This is a genomic window from Streptomyces sp. NPDC001634 (assembly GCF_040298185.1).
In the GTDB taxonomy this organism is placed as follows: Bacteria; Actinomycetota; Actinomycetes; order Streptomycetales; family Streptomycetaceae; genus Streptomyces.
This window is the reverse complement of record NZ_JBEOZU010000074.1, coordinates 1-18,809: the sequence shown is the minus strand read 5'-3', so window position 1 is coordinate 18,809 and position 18,809 is coordinate 1. Positions and strand designations below refer to the sequence as shown.

The 18,809-nt window shown below is 72.6% G+C and carries 14 protein-coding genes; 9 read left to right on the top strand and 5 right to left on the bottom strand.

Features of this window, described 5'->3' with window-relative positions; translation table 11 throughout:
* Window positions 1–42: 42 nt before the first annotated feature.
* Window positions 43–726: a TetR/AcrR family transcriptional regulator gene (locus ABT186_RS35665; RefSeq protein WP_351233123.1), complete on the top strand. Its 684-nt coding sequence runs from the start codon at window positions 43–45 to the stop codon at window positions 724–726.
* 29 nt (window positions 727–755) lie between these two features.
* On the opposite strand, the gene ABT186_RS35660 is transcribed toward ABT186_RS35665, so the two are convergent.
* Window positions 756–1,220 carry a DUF6214 family protein gene (locus ABT186_RS35660; protein WP_351233125.1) on the bottom strand — a complete coding sequence of 155 codons (465 nt, stop codon included), beginning with the start codon at window positions 1,218–1,220 and terminating at the stop codon, window positions 756–758.
* Window positions 1,221–1,442: 222 nt separating this feature from the next.
* Between ABT186_RS35660 and ABT186_RS35655 the strand changes: the two genes are divergently transcribed.
* Both ABT186_RS35655 and ABT186_RS35650 read left to right on the top strand, forming a co-directional pair.
* The gene (locus ABT186_RS35655; RefSeq protein ID WP_351233127.1) at window positions 1,443–2,825 is read left to right on the top strand and encodes an FAD-dependent oxidoreductase; all 1,383 of its coding nucleotides are present in this window, start codon (window positions 1,443–1,445) and stop codon (window positions 2,823–2,825) included.
* Between the two features lie 59 nt (window positions 2,826–2,884).
* Complete coding sequence (locus ABT186_RS35650) at window positions 2,885–4,351, top strand: nucleobase:cation symporter-2 family protein (protein WP_351233129.1); 1,467 nt, start codon at window positions 2,885–2,887, stop codon at window positions 4,349–4,351.
* Between the two features lie 383 nt (window positions 4,352–4,734).
* Here the strand turns inward: ABT186_RS35650 and ABT186_RS35645 are convergent, their stop codons facing one another.
* Window positions 4,735–5,859, bottom strand: coding sequence for a sulfite oxidase (locus tag ABT186_RS35645; protein ID WP_351928596.1), 1,125 nt, complete (start codon window positions 5,857–5,859; stop codon window positions 4,735–4,737).
* A 147-nt stretch (window positions 5,860–6,006) separates the two neighbouring features.
* Window positions 6,007–6,606, bottom strand: coding sequence for a rhodanese-like domain-containing protein (locus ABT186_RS35640; RefSeq protein ID WP_351235976.1), 600 nt, complete (start codon window positions 6,604–6,606; stop codon window positions 6,007–6,009).
* 76 nt (window positions 6,607–6,682) lie between these two features.
* Between ABT186_RS35640 and ABT186_RS35635 the strand changes: the two genes are divergently transcribed.
* Complete coding sequence (locus ABT186_RS35635; protein WP_351235974.1) at window positions 6,683–6,970, top strand: metal-sensitive transcriptional regulator; 288 nt, start codon at window positions 6,683–6,685, stop codon at window positions 6,968–6,970.
* A gap of 37 nt (window positions 6,971–7,007) precedes the next feature.
* On the opposite strand, the gene ABT186_RS35630 is transcribed toward ABT186_RS35635, so the two are convergent.
* The gene (locus ABT186_RS35630; RefSeq protein ID WP_351235972.1) at window positions 7,008–7,754 is read right to left on the bottom strand and encodes a sulfite exporter TauE/SafE family protein; all 747 of its coding nucleotides are present in this window, start codon (window positions 7,752–7,754) and stop codon (window positions 7,008–7,010) included.
* Window positions 7,751–9,136 carry a rhodanese-like domain-containing protein gene (locus ABT186_RS35625; protein WP_351928594.1) on the bottom strand — a complete coding sequence of 462 codons (1,386 nt, stop codon included), beginning with the start codon at window positions 9,134–9,136 and terminating at the stop codon, window positions 7,751–7,753. Before ABT186_RS35625 ends, ABT186_RS35630 begins: the two co-directional genes overlap by 4 nt.
* 161 nt (window positions 9,137–9,297) lie before the next feature.
* On the opposite strand from ABT186_RS35625, the gene ABT186_RS35620 reads away from it, so the two are divergent.
* The 5 genes from ABT186_RS35620 to ABT186_RS35600 all read left to right on the top strand — a co-directional run.
* Window positions 9,298–11,331 (top strand): HEAT repeat domain-containing protein, encoded by a 2,034-nt coding sequence (locus tag ABT186_RS35620; protein WP_351235978.1) that lies wholly within the window; start codon window positions 9,298–9,300, stop codon window positions 11,329–11,331.
* 106 nt (window positions 11,332–11,437) lie between these two features.
* Window positions 11,438–12,319 carry a DUF4132 domain-containing protein gene (locus tag ABT186_RS35615; protein ID WP_351235968.1) on the top strand — a complete coding sequence of 294 codons (882 nt, stop codon included), beginning with the start codon at window positions 11,438–11,440 and terminating at the stop codon, window positions 12,317–12,319.
* Window positions 12,316–17,181, top strand: coding sequence for a hypothetical protein (locus ABT186_RS35610; RefSeq protein WP_351928592.1), 4,866 nt, complete (start codon window positions 12,316–12,318; stop codon window positions 17,179–17,181). Before ABT186_RS35615 ends, ABT186_RS35610 begins: the two co-directional genes overlap by 4 nt.
* On the top strand, window positions 17,178–18,305 hold the full coding sequence (locus ABT186_RS35605) for an ATP-binding protein (protein ID WP_351235964.1): 1,128 nt from the start codon (window positions 17,178–17,180) through the stop codon (window positions 18,303–18,305). Before ABT186_RS35610 ends, ABT186_RS35605 begins: the two co-directional genes overlap by 4 nt.
* The coding region (locus tag ABT186_RS35600) for a DUF5682 family protein (protein ID WP_351928590.1) at window positions 18,292–18,809 on the top strand (518 nt) is incomplete at its 3' end. The genes ABT186_RS35605 and ABT186_RS35600, both read left to right, overlap by 14 nt.

Sequence of the window (18,809 nt, the reverse complement as noted above, 5' to 3'; positions counted from 1 at the left end):
TGAGTATAGTTGGCTGGCAGCCAGTCAACGCAGGAGTACAGGATGTCCCCGCGCAGCGCCTCGGTCAATGAAGAATTGCGGCGGCGTTCCCGCGAACGACTCCTACAGGCCGCGGTCGAACTCGTCAGCGAACGCGGCTACGAGGCGACGACGCTCGGCGACATCGCGGACCGCGCCGGCTCCGCCCGGGGCCTGGTGTCGTACTACTTTCCCGGCAAACGGCAGCTCCTCCAGTCGGCCGTGCACCGCCTGATGCACCGCACCCTGGAAGAGGCGCTGGAGCGCGAGCCGCACACGGAGGACGGCCGGGAACGGATGGCCCGGGCCATCGACGCGATCCTGGGCCTGACCGTTCACCACCCCGTGCTCATGCGCCAGCACATGGCGGGGATCCTTCAGGCCGAGGGGTTCGTGCAGTGCCCCGAGCAGCAGCGGCTGGCCGAGCTGCTGCGGGACACGGTCGCCCGGTGCGGATCGACGGACACCGACACCGACTACCCGATGCTGCGGGCGCTGCTGATGGGAGCGGTCTACGCGGCGCTGGTGCCCGGCGTTCCGATGCCGCTTCCCGCGCTGCGGGCCGAGCTGTTCAAGCGGTACGGCCTCGACCGGGAGATGGGTTCCCCGCCGGACCGCGAGGGGACCGGCGGGACGTACGACAGGAATCTGTCGCGGTTCTTCGCGACGGAGAGCCGTCAGCCGGAGTCGAAGGTTCAGTCGGAGTAGCCGGTGAGGGCCCGGCCCACAGGGCCTGTTCAGCGCCGGGCGTGACGCGGCGTCAGGAAGCCCGCGTCGCGCGCCCCGGCGATCAGTTTCAGGGATCTGCGGCGGCTGCGCCCCGTCGCACACATCACCGCGAACACGGGGTCGGCACCCTCCTTCTGGGCCGCGAGGTACTTCTCGGCGACGAGGCGCCACCCCTCCATGCCGCGCGGCCAGACGGGGCGTTCGGTGCCCTGGGGCGCCCCGGCGGGCTCGCACGACACACCGGGCTCGGCGCCGCACACATCGAGCAGGGGTTCCTCGATCCAGTCGGCGAGCGCCGACAGGTCGTGGAGCGACAGGGGTGGCTGCGCCCGCACCTCCTCGATCGACACGCATCCGCCGACCGCCACGGCGAGGACGTCGACCCGGCCCCCGTCGGGGAAGTCGAGCCGCACACCGAACCACGACGTGGCACTCCCGTCCTCCTGCACTTCCCATGCAGGCCACACGGACACGGCCCCATCCGATCTGAATCGATCAGAAAAATCCTGAAAGGACGCCTCCCGCATATACGCAACGTAAGCGAACGATCACATACCATGCGAAGAGCCACGCACGGGAGGGGCGCGCACCGTACCCCGTCGGCCCAGCGCCACACGCCCGCTCCCCCTCCCTTCGGGCCGTGCGCGGTGCAATGCTGGAGTCACCAGCGATCTCCTCAGCGAGGGAGTTCCGCCGTGCTGCATGTCGCCGTCGTCGGCTCCGGGCCGAGCGGGGTCTACACCGCCCAGAGCCTTGTACAGCAGGATCCCGAGGTGCGCGTCGACGTCCTCGACAGGCTGCCCTGCCCGTACGGGCTGGTGCGGTACGGCGTCGCGCCCGACCACGAGAAGATCAAGTCCCTCCAGAACAATCTGCGGACGGTCCTGGAGCACGAACGGATCCGGTTCCTCGGAGGAGTCCAGGTGGGAGTGGGCGGGGTCCCGACCGCACGGCTGCGCGAGCTCTACCACGCGGTGGTCTACTGCGTGGGCGCCGCGACCGACCGGCACCTCGGCGTCCCTGGCGAGGAACTGCCCGGCAGCTGGTCGGCGACGGAGTTCGTGTCCTGGTACAGCGCCCACCCCGACTCCTCCACCGACGGTTTCGTGCTCGGCGCGCGGACGGCCGTCGTGATCGGCGTCGGGAACGTCGCGGTCGACGTGACCCGGATGCTGGCCCGCGGGACGACGGAGCTGAGCCCCACCGACATGCCGCAGGCGGCGCTCACCGCGCTGGCCGCCAGCCAGGTCACCGAGATCCATATGGTGGGGCGGCGCGGCCCGTCGCAGGCCCGCTTCACCACGAAGGAGCTGCGCGAGCTCGGGACCCTGCCGGACACCGAGGTGATCGTGGACGAGGAGGAGTTGGCGCTCGACCCGGCATACGTCGATCCGTCCGCGCTGCCCGCCCCCCAGCGCCGCAACATCGAGGTGCTGCGCGGCTGGGCCGCGGCACCGCCCCGGGGCGCCGCACGCCGGATCCGGCTGCGCTTCTTCCTCCGGCCGGCCGAACTGCTCGCCGCTGGGGGTGTCTCCCTGCCCGAGCGAAGCCGAGAGCCTGGGGGAGGGCGGGTCGGCGCGGTGCGCTTCGAGCGCACGCTCCCCGACGGACACGGCGGTGTGACGGGCAGCGGACGGTTCGAGGACATCGAGGCGCAGCTCGTCCTGCGCTCGGTCGGCTATCGCGGAGTGCCTCTGGAGGGGCTGCCGTTCGACGCGGGAACCGGCACCGTGCCGCATCGGGCGGGGCGGGTGCTGCGCGACGGGACGGTCTCGCCGGGCGAGTACGTGGCGGGCTGGATCAAGCGCGGCCCGACGGGCGTCATCGGCACGAACCGGCCATGCGCGAAGGAGACGGTGATCTCACTGCTGGAGGACGCGCCCGGGCTCGTACGACGCCGGGTACCCGACGACCCGCTGACGGCCCTGCGCGCGGACGGCCCGGCACCCGTGGAGTGGTCGGGGTGGCAGGCGATCGAACGGGCGGAGGCTGAGCTGGGCGCGTCGCTGGGCCGGGGAGTGGTGAAGCTCCCCGACTGGCAGTCCCTGCTGACCGCCGCGCACAGCAGCGCGCCCTGACACCGGGCTGCAACCACCCTGAAATCAACAACTTGTTCAACCGGCCTACGGTGTCACCCATGACGACACCCGTGCATCCGGTCGACGAAGTACCCCCCGCACGCCAACTGGCAGCCTTCGGCCTCCAACACGTCCTCGCGATGTACGCGGGCGCGGTGGCCGTTCCGCTGATCGTCGGCGGCGCGATGAAGCTGTCGGCGGCGGACCTGGCCTACCTGATCACCGCCGATCTGCTGGTGTGCGGCATCGCGACGCTCATCCAGTGCATCGGTTTCTGGCGTTTCGGCGTGCGGCTGCCAATCATGCAGGGCTGCACCTTCGCCGCCGTCTCGCCGATGGTGCTCATCGGGACGACGGGCGGCGGACTGCCCGCAATTTACGGCTCGGTGATCGTGGCGGGCCTCGCGATCGTGCTGCTCGCGCCGGTCTTCGGCAGACTGCTGCGCTTCTTCCCGCCGCTCGTCACGGGGACGGTGATCCTGATCATCGGCGTCTCACTGCTGCCGGTCGCGGGCAACTGGGCCGCGGGCGGCCAGGGTTCGAAGGACTTCGGGGAGCCGAAGAACCTGGCGCTGGCGGCCTTCGTGCTCGCCGTGGTGCTCGGGGTCCAGCGGTTCGCACCGGCTTTCCTGAGCCGGATTGCGGTGCTGATCGGCATCGTGGTGGGGCTCGCGGTCGCGGTGCCGTTCGGGTTCACGCACTTCAGCGGGGTCCGGGACGCCGACTGGGTCGGGATCAGCACTCCGTTCCACTTCGGCATGCCTGCCTTCCATGCCTCGGCGATCGCGTCGATGCTGGTGGTGGCGCTCGTGACGATGACGGAGACCACGGGTGACCTGATCGCGGTCGGCGAGATGACCGGGCGGAGGGCCGAGCCGCGGTCACTGGCGGACGGACTGAGGGCAGACGGGCTCTCGACGATCCTGGGCGGCGTGTTCAACACCTTCCCCTACACGGCCTACGCACAGAACGTCGGCCTCGTCGGCATGACCCGGGTGCGCAGCCGCTGGGTCGTGGCCACCTCCGGGGGCATCCTCGTACTGCTGGGCCTCCTGCCCAAACTGGGCGCGGTGGTCGCGGCGATTCCGGCGCCGGTGCTGGGCGGTGCGGGCCTGGTGATGTTCGGGACGGTGGCGGCAAGCGGCCTGCGGACCCTGGCCGAGGTGGACTTCAAGGACAACCACAATCTGACGGTGGTCGCCGTCTCGGTCGCGGTCGGCGTGCTGCCGGTCGGCGTGCCGACGGCGTACGAGAAGTTTCCGCACTGGTTCCAGACGGTGATGAACAGCGGGATCAGTGCCGGCTGCCTGACCGCGATCGTCCTGAATCTGCTCTTCAACCACTTTCCCTCGAAGGCCGGTTCGGCTGCCTTCGAGGCGGACGGCCGGGTGGGCGGCGACGACGAGGTACGGGGGTCGGACCAGAACCACCACCGCTCGGTCCGAGCGGAGAGCGGCGCGGCTCGGCGGGCGCACCGCTCCCGTCCCGGCGATCCTGGACCCGTGACCGAGCCGGATCGGGAATGAGGACCGTCATGGCGTACGACGAAGGACTGGCGGAGCGGATCAGGGAGCGGCTGGGCGCTGATCCGGACATCGTGGAGATGGGGGTCCCCCCTGCTCGAGCGAAGCCGAGAGCTTGGGGGAGGATGTTCGGCGGGATCGCCTTTCTGCACCGCGGCAACATGGCCGTGGGTGCGACCGGCGAAGACCTCATGGTGCGGGTCGGACCCGACGGCACCGACGCGGCCCTGGCCCGGCCCGGCGCGCGGCTGTTCGACATGACGGGCACGCCCGATGCGCGGCTGGGTCGTTGTCGCCGCGTCCGCGGTGGCCGAGGACGGCGTGCTCGCGGAGTGGATCGACGAGGGGTACGCCTTCGCGGCCGGCCTGCCGCCCAAGTGAGGTGATCAGCCGTCCCGGTCCAGGCAGAGGACCGGAACCTTCTGGACGAGGTTGTTGGCGAAGCCACCGCGGTTCCAGGGCTGGTCCAGCGGTTGGGTGTGCCCCTCCGCGTCGGTGGCCCGCACGCCGAGTACGTGCTCGCCGGGGGTGGCCGTCCAGGTGCAGCGCCACCGGCGCCAGGCCCACCGGTGCCGGTTGTCCGCGTCCAGATGAGCCTCCTGCCAGGTCCCTCCGTCATCGGTGCTCACCTCGACCGACACGATCGGCGCCCGCCCGGACCAGGCGCGCCCCTCCAGCGGGACCGGGCCGGACCGCACCACCCTCGCCCGCGACATGAAGTCCGGGAAACCGGGCGGCACTACGAGGGCGCGCGGTGCGATCCGGGTGACCGGTTCGCCCTCGTCCTCGGGACCGTGCCGCAGCCGGTACGCCACGGTGTGCTGGAAACCCGTGAACGGCGCGTCGGTCACGGTGATGTCGCACAGCCACTTGACGTGAGCCATTCCGTACCAGCCGGGGACCACCAGGCGCAGCGGCCGGCCGTGCTGGGGCGGCAGCGGCGCGCCGTTCATCTCGTATGCGACCAGGACCTCGGGCTCGGTCCCGGCGGCCACGTCCAGGGGCAGGGCGCGCTGGTAGTCCTGCTCGACCCCGCGTTCCACACCGTGGTCGGCGCCCGTGAAGACGACATCCACGGCCTCGCCGCCGACACCGGCGTCGGCGAGCAGCAGCCGCAGCGGCACGCCCGTCCAGTCGGCGGTGCCGACGGCCTCGACCAGCCACGGCTGGCTCACCGGCCTCGGGTTGAGCAGGGCCCGGCCGTTGCCCGCGCACTCCAGCGTCACCCTGGTGGTGACGGCGGGATACGTCCGCAGGTCGGCCATGGTCAGCCGGAGCGGCCGGCGCACCCGGCCGCCGAGGGTGAGGCCCCAGGGGGCGTCCTCGGGGACGTACGGGATGTCGTAGTGGGTCAGGACGTAGTGCAGACCCGGTGGTGTGACGTCGTAGCGCAGCGCTTCCAGGGGCAGGCCGTGATTGCGGGTGGCGAGTGCCAGCTCGTCCGGGCCGATGCCCTCGTCGGGGCCGGCCAGCCGGGCGCGTGCGCTCACGTCTGCGAGTCGTGGGCCCATGCCCGTATTATCCGCCCCGGCCGGTGTGGGCACCCGCCCAGCCGGCCGTGGGCCCCCGGTTGGCGTGGCCCACGGCCCGCGTGAACATCCGCACGCGCGGCGACTGCTCGCGCCTGCGTGGTGCGGCGCGCCACACCACGCCGCCCGTCAACGCTCGCTCAGGCGGGCGAGCGTGGTGTCGAGAGCGGCTCCGCGCGGGCGGTTGTGCGGCAACTTGCCCAGCACGTAGGCCATGCCGCAGGTGTCGCTGACGGCCGAGTAGACGAGGCCGCCCGCGATACCGGCCGACAGCAGCTGGAACGCCGGATGGACCAACAGGCCGAGTCCGAGACCGATCAGCACGAGCGAACCGGCGGTGAACCGGACCTGCCGCTCCATGCCCCAGACTCCCCGGGCGGCCGCCTTCGGGCGGTGCACCTCGTGACCGGCCGCGGACCAGGCGCTCGTACCGCCCACGAGGGTGGCGGCGGTGATCCCGTGCTCGGCGAGGATCCGGCAGGCGTTCGCGGAACGGTTTCCGGAGGCGCAGACCATGAGAAGGTCACCGCGGGAGGCAGCCTGCCGGAGGGCCGGCAGTGCGCGCCGGAGTTCGTCGAGGGGGATGTTGAGCGCGCCGGGGACGTGTCCGGAGGCGTACTCCGCGGGCGTCCGGACGTCGAGAACCGTGAGGTCGGCGAGCCGGGCACGGGCCTGGGCGACGTCGACGGCGAGCGGGGCGGACGGAGTGTTGATCAGCGGGTCGGACATGAGTGTCATCCTTGGTTGTCGTTGATGCCCCGAAGCGGGGTAGATTACCCCCAGGGGTATTTGTGAGGAGTGGATCGTGGACCTGGATCTCGCGGGAGCCGAGCTACGAGCGGTGCTGAACCGACTGCGTCGTGCGCAGGGCCAGATCTCCGGTGTGATCCGGATGATCGAGGAAGGCCGCGACTGCGAGGACGTGGTCACCCAGCTCGCCGCCGCGTCCCGGGCCCTCGACCGGGCGGGCTTCGCGATCATCGCGACCGGCCTGCAGCAGTGCCTCACCGATGGCGAGGACGGCGCGAAGCCGGCGGAGGACCGCGAGGCGATGCGGGCGCGGCTGGAGAAGCTGTTCCTGTCACTGGCGTGAGGCCCTTCGCACGGGCCTGAGTCACTGGAGGTGCGGCTCACGCCATCGCGTCGATCAGCATATACAGGGCGACCGCCAGCAGCACGACCGCGAAGACGCGCTGCAGCATGCCTCCCGGCACCCGGGCGCTGAGCCGCTTCCCGTCCCAGGCGCCGAGGACCGCCGCCCCGGCGAAAGGTGCGACGACGGACCAGTCCAGCCCGCCGGCCATGCCCGTGCGGGCCGCGAGCGCGGCCAGCGAGTTGACCGTGATCACCAGCAGGCTGGTGCCCACCGCGAGCCGCATCCGCAGCCCGAGGACGCTCACCAGCGCCGGTACGGCGAGGAAGCCCCCGCCGACCCCGAGGAAACCGGTGACCGCACCGAGGCCCGCACCTGCCGCGGCGGCCGGGACGGCCCGCACCTCGCGCGCACCGTCGGACACGGACCGTGGGAGCAGCATGCGCAGCGCGGCCATCAGTGCGACGACGGCGAAGGCGCCGCTCAGGAGCGCGTCGGGCACCCGGGCCGCCAGGACTCCGGTGAGCAGGGCGGGCAGGATGCCCGCGGCGGCGAACAGGCTTCCCGTCAGCCAGCGGACGTTGCCCTCGCGGGCGTGCGCGACCAGGGCGGTCGCGGAGGTCGCGGTCACGATGAGCAGGCTCGCGGTGGTGGCGGCGACCGGAGTGAAGCCGAGCAGATGGATCAGGGCGGGGACGGCCAGGACGCTTCCTCCGCCGCCGAGTGCCCCGAGCGCGAGTCCGATCACGGCCCCGGCTGCGAGGGCAAGGATCAGGGTGCTCACGTGGCTGGGCCACCGTCGCCGCGACACCCGCACACGGTGAGACCCGCCGCGACGGCCGCCTGAAACCCGTCGTCGACGGCGACGACGTCACGGCCGGCCGCATCCAGCAGGGACGCGGCGATGGCGGCGCGCATACCGCCCGCGCAGTGCACCCACAGCTGGCCCGCCGGAACTTCGTCGAGGCGCCTGTGCAGGGTGTGGACCGGGATGTGGACCGATCCCTCGATGTGTCCGCCGGCGCGTTCGGAGTCGCGGCGGACGTCCAGGACGACGATATCGCCGGCGGTGCGCCGGTCCACGAGGTCGGCGAAGGTGGCGCGCCGGAAGGAGGCGGGTGCTTCACCGTCCCGAATCCAGGAACCGGGTCCGCCGACGGCCGCGGCGGCCGGACGGTCGATGCCGACCCGGACCAGTTCGCGCTGGGCGGCGGCGAGTTGCTCCGGCGAGGCGGCGAGCAGTGTCACCGGCTTGCCCCATGGGATCAGCCAGGCCAGATACGTGGCGAGCTGCCCCTGGGCCTCGAAGTTGAACGAGCCCGCGACATGCCCCTCGGCGAATGCGACCCGGTTGCGCAGGTCCACCACCCACTCCCCCGTGGCCAGGCGCGCGGCGATGTCCTCGGCATCGGCGACCGCGGGCGGGGTCAGGTCGACGGGTGCGGGACCGGCCGCGTTGGCCGGGCCCATGTGCGCGTAGTACGCGGGTATGTCGTCCAGACCGGCCAACAGGTCCGCCACGAAGGTGTCGACGTCCCGTACGAGGGCCTCGTTGACCTCCTTCTCCTTGCCGATGGTGGTGGCCGCACCCGATGCCTGCGCGGAGGAGCAGAAACTGCCGAAGCCATGGGTCGGCAGGACGGGGGTCTCGTCGGCGAGTTCGGCGGCCAAGCGGTGGACGGAGGCGTGCTGGGCGCGGGCGAGGCGCTCGGTCAGCCGTGGTTCGACCAGGTCGGGGCGGCCGACCGTGCCGATCAGCAGCGACCCACCGGTGAACACCGCGACCGCCGTCCCGTTCTCCTCCAGGAGGTACGCGGTGTGGTGCGGCGTGTGTCCCGGAGTCGCCAGGGCGCGCAGCGTCAGCTCGGCGTCGATCTCCGCCGTGTCGCCGTCGTGCACGGGGGTCCGCTCGAACGAGACCCGCGCGGCGGCCGGAACGAGGTAGCGGGCGCCGGTGACGCGGGCGAGCTCCAGTCCGCCGGTGACGTAGTCGTTGTGCAGGTGCGTCTCCACGATGTGCGATATCCGCACGCCGCGCCGCGCGGCCGCGGCGATCACCTGGTCGATGTCTCTGGGCGGGTCGACGACGACGGCCGTGTGCGCCCCGCCCACGAGATAGCTGCGGTTGCCGAGCCCCGACAGCTCGATGGTGTCGATGAAGAACACCGGACACTCCCTTCCCTGGTGAAATTACCCCCCGGGGTATACGGGCAGGCTAGCACGATTACCCCGGGGGGTATTTCGGGAGCCTCGGGTTCTCGATCGACGTGACTGTCAGTGGCGTGGTGCACACTCGCGATCAGACGACGGACCTGCGAGGAGGAGCCGTGTTCACGGGGATCGACGAGGTCGACTGGGCCTCGATGGAGCATGCCTACGGAAGCGCCGAGGACGTGCCCGCACTGCTGCGGGGACTTGCCTCGCAGTGCCCGCAGGAGCGGGAAAGCGCGCTCGACGGCATGTACGGCGCCGTCCACCACCAGGGCGATGTGTACGACTCGACACTCGCCTGTATCCCGTTCCTGTTCGACCTCATAGGGTGCCCGGGGCTTCCGGACCGAGGGGGCGTCGTGGAACTGCTGACGAGCATCGGCGGGACGGACGTCGAGGACAACGGTCTCCTCGATGACAGGGACGCGGCCGAGGAGGGGCCGGACAACTACGCGATGGCCCATGCGGCCGTGCGGGCGGGCGCCGAGGTGTTCTTCGGCCTGGCCTCGGACCCGGATCCGGAAGTGCGCCGTGCGGCGGCACAGGCGGTGGTGCGGTTCGCCGACGACGCGGCACGGGTGTTCACGCTGCTGCGGCAGCGGATCGAGGACGAGCCCGACGACGCGGTGAAGACGGCGGTGATCGAGGCGGTCGGTCTCCTGGCGGCGCTCCGCCCCAAGTCGGCGCCCAAGGCCGTGGACCTTCTGGAGGAGCTGTACGGCGTGACGGCCGAACCAGGGCTGCGACTCGCCGCGCTCGGCCAGCTCGCCGGCTGCGCTCCCGACCGGCTGCCGGACGACCTGGTCCCGACGGTCGTCACACTGCTGCGGGACAGATCGCGCGGACTCCACCCGTCCGAGGCGACCGAACGCCCTGACACCAACACGCTCATCGGCCATCTACGGCGGCTGCGCCCGGCGGACGAGGAGGGTTCCCGGCTACTGCGTACGCTGCACGCGGGGCTCGGCGCCCGCACCGCCGACCGGATCGCCCTGCTGAACGGCCAGTTGAGGAGTCCCGCTGCAGCCGACCGCTGTAACGCGGTGTGGATGTCGGCCGGGCTGTTCCGCGAATGGCGCGCCTCGTACGAGGAGCCCGTCGCACTGGTCGGCGAGCAACTCGCCGCGGACGACGAACGGTTGCGCGACGCGGCGATCTCCGTCCTGGAGGACCTCTTCCACCTGGCCGCCCCCGCCGCCGACCGGCTCGCCGAGCTGGTGACCGCTCGCCCGGATTCCTGGGTGCGGCACCCGGAGCACGGAGCGCCCGCGCTGGGCCGTCCGCTGAGGGCCCTGGCACGGACCGGGGACGCCAGGGCGATACCGGTGCTGGCCGAGGTGCTCGCCCGGCCTGCCGTTCCGCACGACCTGGGGTACGTCGTCGAGTACCTGGGGCCCGAGGCGATCCGACTGGCCGCGCCCCTGCGCGAGTATCTGGGCGGCATCCCGCTCGACTCCCCCGACACCTACCACCGCGCCGAGACCGCCCTGGGGGCACTCGGCCGAGTGGGTGATCCCGCCGCGCTGCCGGAGGTGCTCCGCCTGCTGTACGGCGCGCCCGACGATCTGCCGCGCCGTGACTCGCTCATGGAAGCGGCCGCGCGCGTCCTGGGCGCCCTCGGTGCCCAGGACGCGATACCCGTGCTGCGTGGGCTGCTGGACGGCGCGTGCGCGCTGACGGCGGCCACGGCACTGTGGTCCGTCGAAGGAGACACGGACGCCGTACTGCCCGTGCTGCGACGGGAGTTGGGGGCCGAACGGACGCATCGCCGCCGGGCGGCCGCCGAGGCACTGGGCCGGATCGGGGCCGAGGCTCGGTCCGCCGTGCCCGGGCTGCGGGCCATGGCCGTGTCCGACGACGTGTGGGAGGGTACGACGGCCGCGTGCGCGCTGTGGCGGGTCGAGGGCGATCCGGATCCCGTCCTGCAGGCGTTGCGCACCGCCTGGGAGCAGAACCCGTACACGCGCCGCACCATCGCCGCGTGCCTCGCCGAGATGGGCCCGGCCGCCGCGCCCGCCCACGATCTGCTGCGCACGGAACTGGCCACACCGCGACGACACATGGCCCGGTCCGGGGGATACGGCAGCCATGACGTGCTCCAGGACGAACAACTGCTGAGCGCCTGCCGCGAGGCATTGGCCGGGGAATAGATTCCGCAGGTCAGAGGCGGCTTCGCCAGCTCCGACGGGGCATTGTCAGACCCCTCCCCTACTGTGATCACCATCGCAGGAACGCAGATCGGGGAGGGGTCCTGCCATGGGCTGGATCGAGACATCGGGCGGGTACGCCGTCACGCTGGACGGGACACAGGTGCGGTGCCGGAACGCCGCGGGGCGGACGCTGAAGCAGGTACCCGCGAAACTGCGGGACGACGCGGAGGTCGTGCGGCTGAGGCAGTTGGCGGAATGGCTGGAGCGGCACACGCAGGAGTGCCGCGTCCAGGCCGACGCCTGGCTCGTGCGGTGCCTGCCGGTGCCGGCGGAGCTGCTTGCCCGGGTCTGGCCCGACACGGCATGGCAGACGGCGCTGCGGGACCTGGTGGTCGCGCCGGTGGACGCGGACGGCACCGCCGACATGGAGCGCGCCGGGTTTCTGCGCGACGCCGATCCCGAACGGGGCCTGGGTGTCGTGGACTTGGACGGCGACTCGGTGCGGCTGGATGCGCAGACCGTGGTGATACCGCACCCGGTCCTCCTCGAAGACCTGGAGGATCTGCGGGAGTTCGCGGCGGAGCTGGGGGTCGAGCAGGCCGTGGCCCAGTTGTTCCGGGAGGTCTGGGCGAAGCCGGAGGATCTTGAGGACGGCGCCCAGGAGTGGGGTGCCTATGCCAACGCGCGGTTCGACCAGTTGCGGCACGCGACGGCACGGGCGGCTTCCTTCGGTTACCGGGTGCGCGGCGGGTACGTCGTCTGCCCGCTGGTCGAGGACGGCGTCGCGCTGGAGGCCGCGTACTGGCTCGGCGAGGACTACCCGGAGTACGAGGCGCTCACGGGCGGCCTGGAGTGGCGGGCCGGCGACGGACGACGGCTGCCCCTGCGCGAGGTGGGGCCGGTGGCCTGGTCGGAGGGCGTGCGCATGGCGGCGCTGGTGCATGCGGGGCGTGTGGTGAAGGGCGAGGACGAGGAGGGGGACCTGTGAGCGGGGACAAAGTGCTGGAGGCCGGCGGGGTGCTGCCGCTGGGCGCCGGCACCGGAGACGTGCTGACCGCCCGTGCGTACGAGCACCCGGTGCTGGAGGGGCGCACGGTGGTGCGCCTGGTGCCGGAGGCGATCGGTGCGGCCGAGGATCTGGCGCTGGAGTACCTGGGGTTCGGGGCCGGGGCGTCGGTGCCGGTCGGGCGGGTGAAACGGCAGTCGCTCGGCTTCCCGGCCTGGGCGCTGGTCAACGACCCGGCGAACGGGCATCACGCGCTCGCCGTCGTCAAGGAGATGGAGCGTCTGACCCGTCTGGTGTCCACCAAGCCGGGGCACGCGAAGGACGGCTTCGACGAGATCGGTGAACGGCTGGACCGCTCGGTGCCGCACTTCCTGCCGACGTACTACGAGCAGGTGGCGCGGCTGTTCCTGGCGGCGGAGTCGCGCCAGCACGCCTCGTCGTTCTTCGGGAAGGCGCGCGCCGCCGAGCAGCGGCATGCGCTGGAGGTGGACGAGGAGCGACTGCGGGAGGTGTTCCTGGAGTTCGCGGGCGCGGGCGCGCTGAGCGGGAAGGCGCTGCGCGACCATGCCAAGGGGCTGGCCGCCCGGCTGTCGGGAGAGAAGGCGTACGAGCAGTTCCGGGCGCTTTCGCTGCAGCGCTGCGCGGCCGGGATCGCCCCGTACGCGGGCATGCTGGAGGACCTGCGCCGGCTGGCGAAGGCCGCGGGGCTCGATGCGCAAACCGAGGAGCGGTCACTGCTCGCCGAGATCATCCACTCGGGGGTCATGAACCGCGCTGCGGGCAGCTTCTGGAAGGCCGCCCTGCCGGTGCTGGCGGAGCTGGCCCAGGACGACCGTGCCGTACGGGAACGGCTGCTCGCGCTGCTGCCGACGGCGGGCGGTGACCAGCAGCAGGAGTTCGACGCGGCCTGGCTCGCGCTCCTTGAAAGGTGCGGGGCGTTCGATCTGCTGCTGGACGGGACGGTGGACGCTGCCGACTGGCTGAATGCGTGGGCCGGACACCGGCAGCGCGGCTGGCGGCAGAAGCGGCGGCTGCCGGAGGAACTCGCCCTGGTGGAGCGGCTGGCGCCGCGGCTGATCGGGGGTGGGCGACCGCTGCGGCTGCTGCGGGCGTACGGCTACAACTCGGCGGTCGACCTCGACCTCCTCGACGCGGCGCTGGCGGCGGGCGTGCCCGTGGCCGACCCCGATCCGGGGACCGATGAACTGGAGCTGCGCTACTGGATCATGGACGACAGCGAGGGCCGCCGGGACCTGGCGGCCCTCGCGGCGGACCCCCGGTTCGCCGTTCTGCTCCGCAAGGGCGTGGAGAACCTGTCCCTGGCCGACGGCCCCGCGGCCGGTCCTTCGGCGCGGCTGAAGCGGCTTGCCGAGCACCCGGTGCTGCGCACGGTGCTGGCGGGCTGGCTGGAGGAACGCGCCGAGGACCTGACGCGCCCGATCGGACTTCCGGGCCTCGACGACCTGCTGAGCAGGGTGGGCCGGTTCTCCGCGCCCGTCGTGCTGGCCACGGCACCCGACGCGGTGCGCCGCATCACCGCCTTCGACCCGGCTCCGGTGCTGGGCCGGACCCTGCGCGCCGGCATCCTCGACGAACTGGGCTGGCCCGCGCTGGAAGAGGCCCTCGGCACCTTCGGCAAGGTCAATCCGATGGCCGCGGGACAGCACCACGCGTATCCGCACAACTCCTCGTACCGGTGCACGGACGCCTGGCCTGCGCTGATCGTCCGCGTCGGCACCCAGGTGGCGCTCGTCGGCCCTGACGCCGTCCTCGACACGCGTGCGCTCACGCTGCCGTCCAAGGGACCGCACCGCAGCGAGCCGACCGTGCGGTTCGTGGACGGACAGTGGCTGATCGCGTCCGGGTACGGCAAGGAGCGGCGTGCCGCCTGGTCCGGCCGCCCCGCCGACGTGTTCACCCCGGCCGGACTGCCCGCCGGCTGGTACGGAAGCGATCCCGTGTCGCTGGCGCTCCCCGACGGCGGCCGTTGCTTCGGCGGACGGCCGGTGCACGCCGGGGACACCTCGTTCGCCGAGCAGCGCCGGGAGGTCGCCTCGGACGGCATCTCGTACTGGGTGCTGCACGAGGGGAGCTGGTACGAGTACGACCCGACGTCGGCGAAGCGCGGACGGGCGTCAGTGCCGGCGTTCTTCGACTCGGCCCTCGCCGGTGCCCGGCCGGGCGTGCGCCTGGCCCAGGCCGAGTGCCGTCTGCTGCCGGTGCAGCCTGGTCTGATGGGGTCGCCGTTCGGCACCGCGGACGGGCTGCTCGGCTGGTGGGTGACGCACGACGAGAAGTCCGGGACACGGACCGCCTGTTCGGCCGACGGGACGCGCAGCCCGGCCACGACCGAGGGGACGCCTGTGCCACCCCTGCGGCTGCCGGGCGGTGCCGTCGTCCACCCCGTGCGGCGCTGGAACCACTCCCACATCCATCTGTACGACGCCGACGGTGTGGCGGTCGCCCACATCCGCGAGGGCGACCGCGGCAGCGCACACGCGGCCGGTACGCGCCTCGTGCCGCCGCTGTGGTACTGGCACGCGCTCCGGCCGCGCGACGAGCGGGGTTCGGCCGCGTTGCGGGCGGTGACCGACGCGGACGCCGCGGCACTGCTGGCCGCCGTCCGCGGGGGCAAGACTCCGGCCGAGGCGGTGGCGAGAATGCTCCCGGCCGTCACGGACGAGCGGCTGGCCCTCGGTGTGGCCGGGCTGGTGGAGGAGACCGCCCGCTGCGCCAAGCGGATCGCCACCATCGCCGAGCGTGCCCGGCACGCCGCGACCTCACCGAAGGACGCCGAGGTGACGGTGCGGCACGCCTTCGACCAGGCGCTGCGCGAGGGGATGCAGGCGCTCTCCGGCAGCCAGCACTCCTACGGCTACTACTTCGGCCGGCAGGACCAGGCGACCACCGCGGTGGAGCAGCTCCTGGCACTGCGCACGGCGTTGGGCGCCCACACCGCGGCCGGCAGGGTCCCGCTGGCCGGCACGGGCGTGGCCTGGCTGACGCTGACCGGACCGGGCATGGTGGCGCTCGGGCTGCGCGCAGCCTCGCCGACGACGGACGAAGCGCACCGGGCCGCCCTGCTCGAGTTCCTCGACGTGGTGCTGTCCGTGGGCGACGACTCGGTGTTCGTCGACCCGCGCGGCCGGCTACGGGTGGTGCAGCTGAAGGCCTCACGCACCGAGCGTCCGGAGCGGCTCGGCGAGCTGCTGGTCTCCGGTGCGCGGCGGCTGCTGATCCTGTCCTGCCAGAAGGTCGACGGCGACGATGCGTTCTGGAACGCCGTGGAGTACGACCCGAGCGGTGCCTTCGGACCCTGGGAGGGTTTCGCGCTCGTCTCCTCCGAGGTGCGGGGCACGGCGGACGACGGCCGGTGGGCGCCGGCGCTGCGTCGGCTCGTCGCCCTGGTGCGCGAGCGGGGTGTGCTGCCCTACCGGCACGAGCAGGCGCGGGAGTTCGCCGACCGGGTCGGGGTGAGCGCAGTGGCGGGGGCACTGCTGCTGCTCGGGCTGCCGGGGATCAGCGGGTACGGCAGGTCGAACCTGTTGTCCGCCGACTACCTCAAGCCGCTGGGCGCCAAGAGCGCGGAGGCCGAGGCCGCACGGGGCGCGCTGGGGGAACTCACCGTCCCCGAACGGCAGCTGTACTGCGCGGCGCTACTGCCCCGGGACCCCGCGCAGGTGGCGAGGCTGTGGGACGAGGGCTTCGACCTGGAGCCGGTGGTGCAGGTGTGGACCGAACGACGCGGCAAGCGCCTGGTCGCTCCGCCCGAACTCGTCGCACGGATGGTCGCCGAGATCGGACCGGGCCGGATGCTCGACTCCGTCCTCAACCCGGAGACCCGGCCGGAACTGACGGGGCGTACGGAGCAGCGGTATGCGGGCGGGCTCGAGGCGGCGGACCAGCATGCGCTGCTGACGGGCCGGGAACTCGCCGCCTACGTCACCATGCTCAGTTGGCTCGCCTACCGGCTGCCCTATGGGGATCCGCTGCGGGCGGTGCTGCCGCGCACGCTGGGTGTGCTGCGCGAGCGGCTCACGGACCCGGGGCTGCTGCTCGATCTGCAGGTGAGCTGGGGACTGGACGGGACCCCGGCGTCGGGCCGCATCCGGGAGTCGTTCGGGCTGCCGGAGCGGGGCGGCGCGGACGCCGACGGTCTGGTGCGGGCGGGCTCGGCGATCGTGCTGGTGCCGGTGCGGCAGGAGTGGGAAACGGTGTGGGTCCGGCCCTCGGCCGTGCTGGCGGAGGGCGGCGGACCCGACCATCCGGCGCTGAAGCTGCTCGCGGCGCTGGGACGGCCGGCCATGGAGGTGCAGGCGCTGCGGACCCTGCTGAGCGAGGAGTTCACCGCGCTGGTCACGGCGGACGGTCCACCCGGTGCGGCGCAGGACCCGACGCACAGCGCCCCTGAACTGGCGGCCGAGGCGGCGCAGCGGTTCGGATTGTCGCAGGACGCGGCCGCGATCTATCTGATGCTGCTCGCGCTGCCCGATCCGACGGACCGCAACCAGGCGGCCTGGACCGGCTGGAAGCCCGCCCGGCTCAAGAAGGCCAGGGCCGAACTGGCCGCCGCCGGACTGGTGGTGGAGGCGAAGCGGGCACGTGCCGGACGCTCGCACTTCCTGCCGGGCGGCTGGCTGGAGGCCAGGGCACCGCAACTGCCCGTCGAGAGCTGGAAGACGCCCCTGCTGCCTCAGTCGGGGTACGGGTTCGTGGTGCCGGACTGCCCGGTGCCCGGGTTGTTCGCGCGGGCCTGGCGGAGGGTCGTCGAGGGGGACGCGCCGGGGTTCGAGGAGTTCGCCGGGCGGGGCGGCCGGCGCGGCAGGAGCGGAGGCAACCGATGAGCGCGAGGCAGATCGAACTGCCCGAGGACCGTTACGCCGAGGAGCTGGCGTTCCTCGCGGGGTACGACGACGGGCCACGGCCGCCCGGCTGGCGTCTGACGCCGCGTGCCGTGGTGACGTTCGTGTGCGGTTCGGACGGGGAGGAGCTGACCGGAACGGACGGACGGCGACTGGTCGTGTCACGCAAGTTCGTGGGCGACCGGGGACTCGTCGAACGGTGTGTGGTGACGCTCGCCGGGGAGCGCGGCCTGCTGCTGGTCGGCGAGCCGGGCACGGCCAAGTCGATGCTGTCCGAGCTGCTGGCCGCCGCGGTGTGCGGCACCAGCACCCTCACCGTGCAGGGCACCGCCGGGACCACCGAGGACCAGCTCCGCTACGGCTGGAACTACGCGATGCTGCTCGCGAAGGGCCCGAGCCGCGAGGCCCTGGTGCCCTCGCCGGTGCTGACCGCCATGGAGCGGGGTGCCGTCGCCCGGGTCGAGGAGGTCACCCGCTGTCTGCCCGAGGTGCAGGACGCGCTGGTGTCGCTGCTGTCCGAACGGCGCGTGTCGGTACCGGAGTTGGCGGGTGAGGAGAGCGGTGCGGGCGTGGTGCACGCGGTGCCGGGCTTCACGCTGATCGCCACGGCGAATCTGCGCGACCGGGGTGTGTCCGAGATGTCGGCCGCGCTCAAGCGCCGCTTCAACTTCGAGACGGTGGGCCCGATCGACGACCTCGACGCGGAGACGGAGCTGGTGCGCAGCCAGGCCACGGCGGCGCTGAAGCGCTCCGGGGCGGGGTTCGCCGTGGACGACACGGTCCTGGAGGCGCTGGTCACCGCGTTCCGGGACCTGCGGTCCGGAAGGAGTGCGGAAGGCTGGGAGGTGGAGCGTCCCACCACGGTGATGTCGACGGCGGAGGCCGTACAGGTCGCCACGTCGATGGGGCTCGGCGCCGCGTACCTCGGGGACGGCCGGGATGTCGTACGGACGCTGCCGGGGCATCTGCTGGGCACGGTCCGCAAGGACGATCCGGCCGACCATGCCCGGCTGCTCGGCTACTGGGACGGTCCGGTGCGGCGGCGCGCGGAGCAGGGGGCGGCGCTGTGGCGGACATTGTGGGAACTGCGCGATGAACTCAGGTGACGGCTCCGGGGCGGCGTCCGAGGGCACCGGACTTGCCCCGGATGACGCACCCGAGGCGGCCCGCGAGGTGCTCGCGCGGTGCCGTGCACCCTTCCTGATCGGGGTACGGCACCATTCCCCCGCGCTCGCGGCGGCGGTTCCGGCGATGTTGTCCGAGGCGGCTCCGGAAGTGGTGTTCGTGGAGCTGCCGGAGGAGTTCGCGCCGTGGCTGGAACATCTGGCGGATCCGGCAACGGTTCCGCCGGTGGCTCTCGCCGGGAGCGATGAGGACGGCAGGCTGGTCTTCCTGCCCTTCGCCGAGTTCTCGCCGGAGCTGGTGGCGATGCGCTGGGCGCGCGAGGAGGGGGTGCCCGTCGTTCCGTTCGATCTGCCGCTCGGCCGACGGGAGCGGGCCGCGTCGGCGGGCGCGCCCGCCGACAACGAGGGTGCCCGTGGTGCGCCTGGGAGGCTGGCCGCTGCCCTGCGGGCACGGGCCGGCGGCCGCGCGGAGGACGATCTGTGGGC

What these genes read in the sequence shown, in the direction of transcription:
- ABT186_RS35665 (WP_351233123.1), top strand. Translation starts at nt 43, where the DNA reads ATGTCCCCGCGCAGCGCCTCGGTCAATGAAGAATTGCGGCGGCGTTCC.
- ABT186_RS35650 (WP_351233129.1), top strand. Translation starts at nt 2,885, where the DNA reads ATGACGACACCCGTGCATCCGGTCGACGAAGTACCCCCCGCACGCCAA.
- ABT186_RS35645 (WP_351928596.1), bottom strand. Translation starts at nt 5,859, where the DNA reads ATGGGCCCACGACTCGCAGACGTGAGCGCACGCGCCCGGCTGGCCGGC.
- ABT186_RS35640 (WP_351235976.1), bottom strand. Translation starts at nt 6,606, where the DNA reads ATGTCCGACCCGCTGATCAACACTCCGTCCGCCCCGCTCGCCGTCGAC.
- ABT186_RS35615 (WP_351235968.1), top strand. Translation starts at nt 11,438, where the DNA reads ATGGGCTGGATCGAGACATCGGGCGGGTACGCCGTCACGCTGGACGGG.
- ABT186_RS35605 (WP_351235964.1), top strand. Translation starts at nt 17,178, where the DNA reads ATGAGCGCGAGGCAGATCGAACTGCCCGAGGACCGTTACGCCGAGGAG.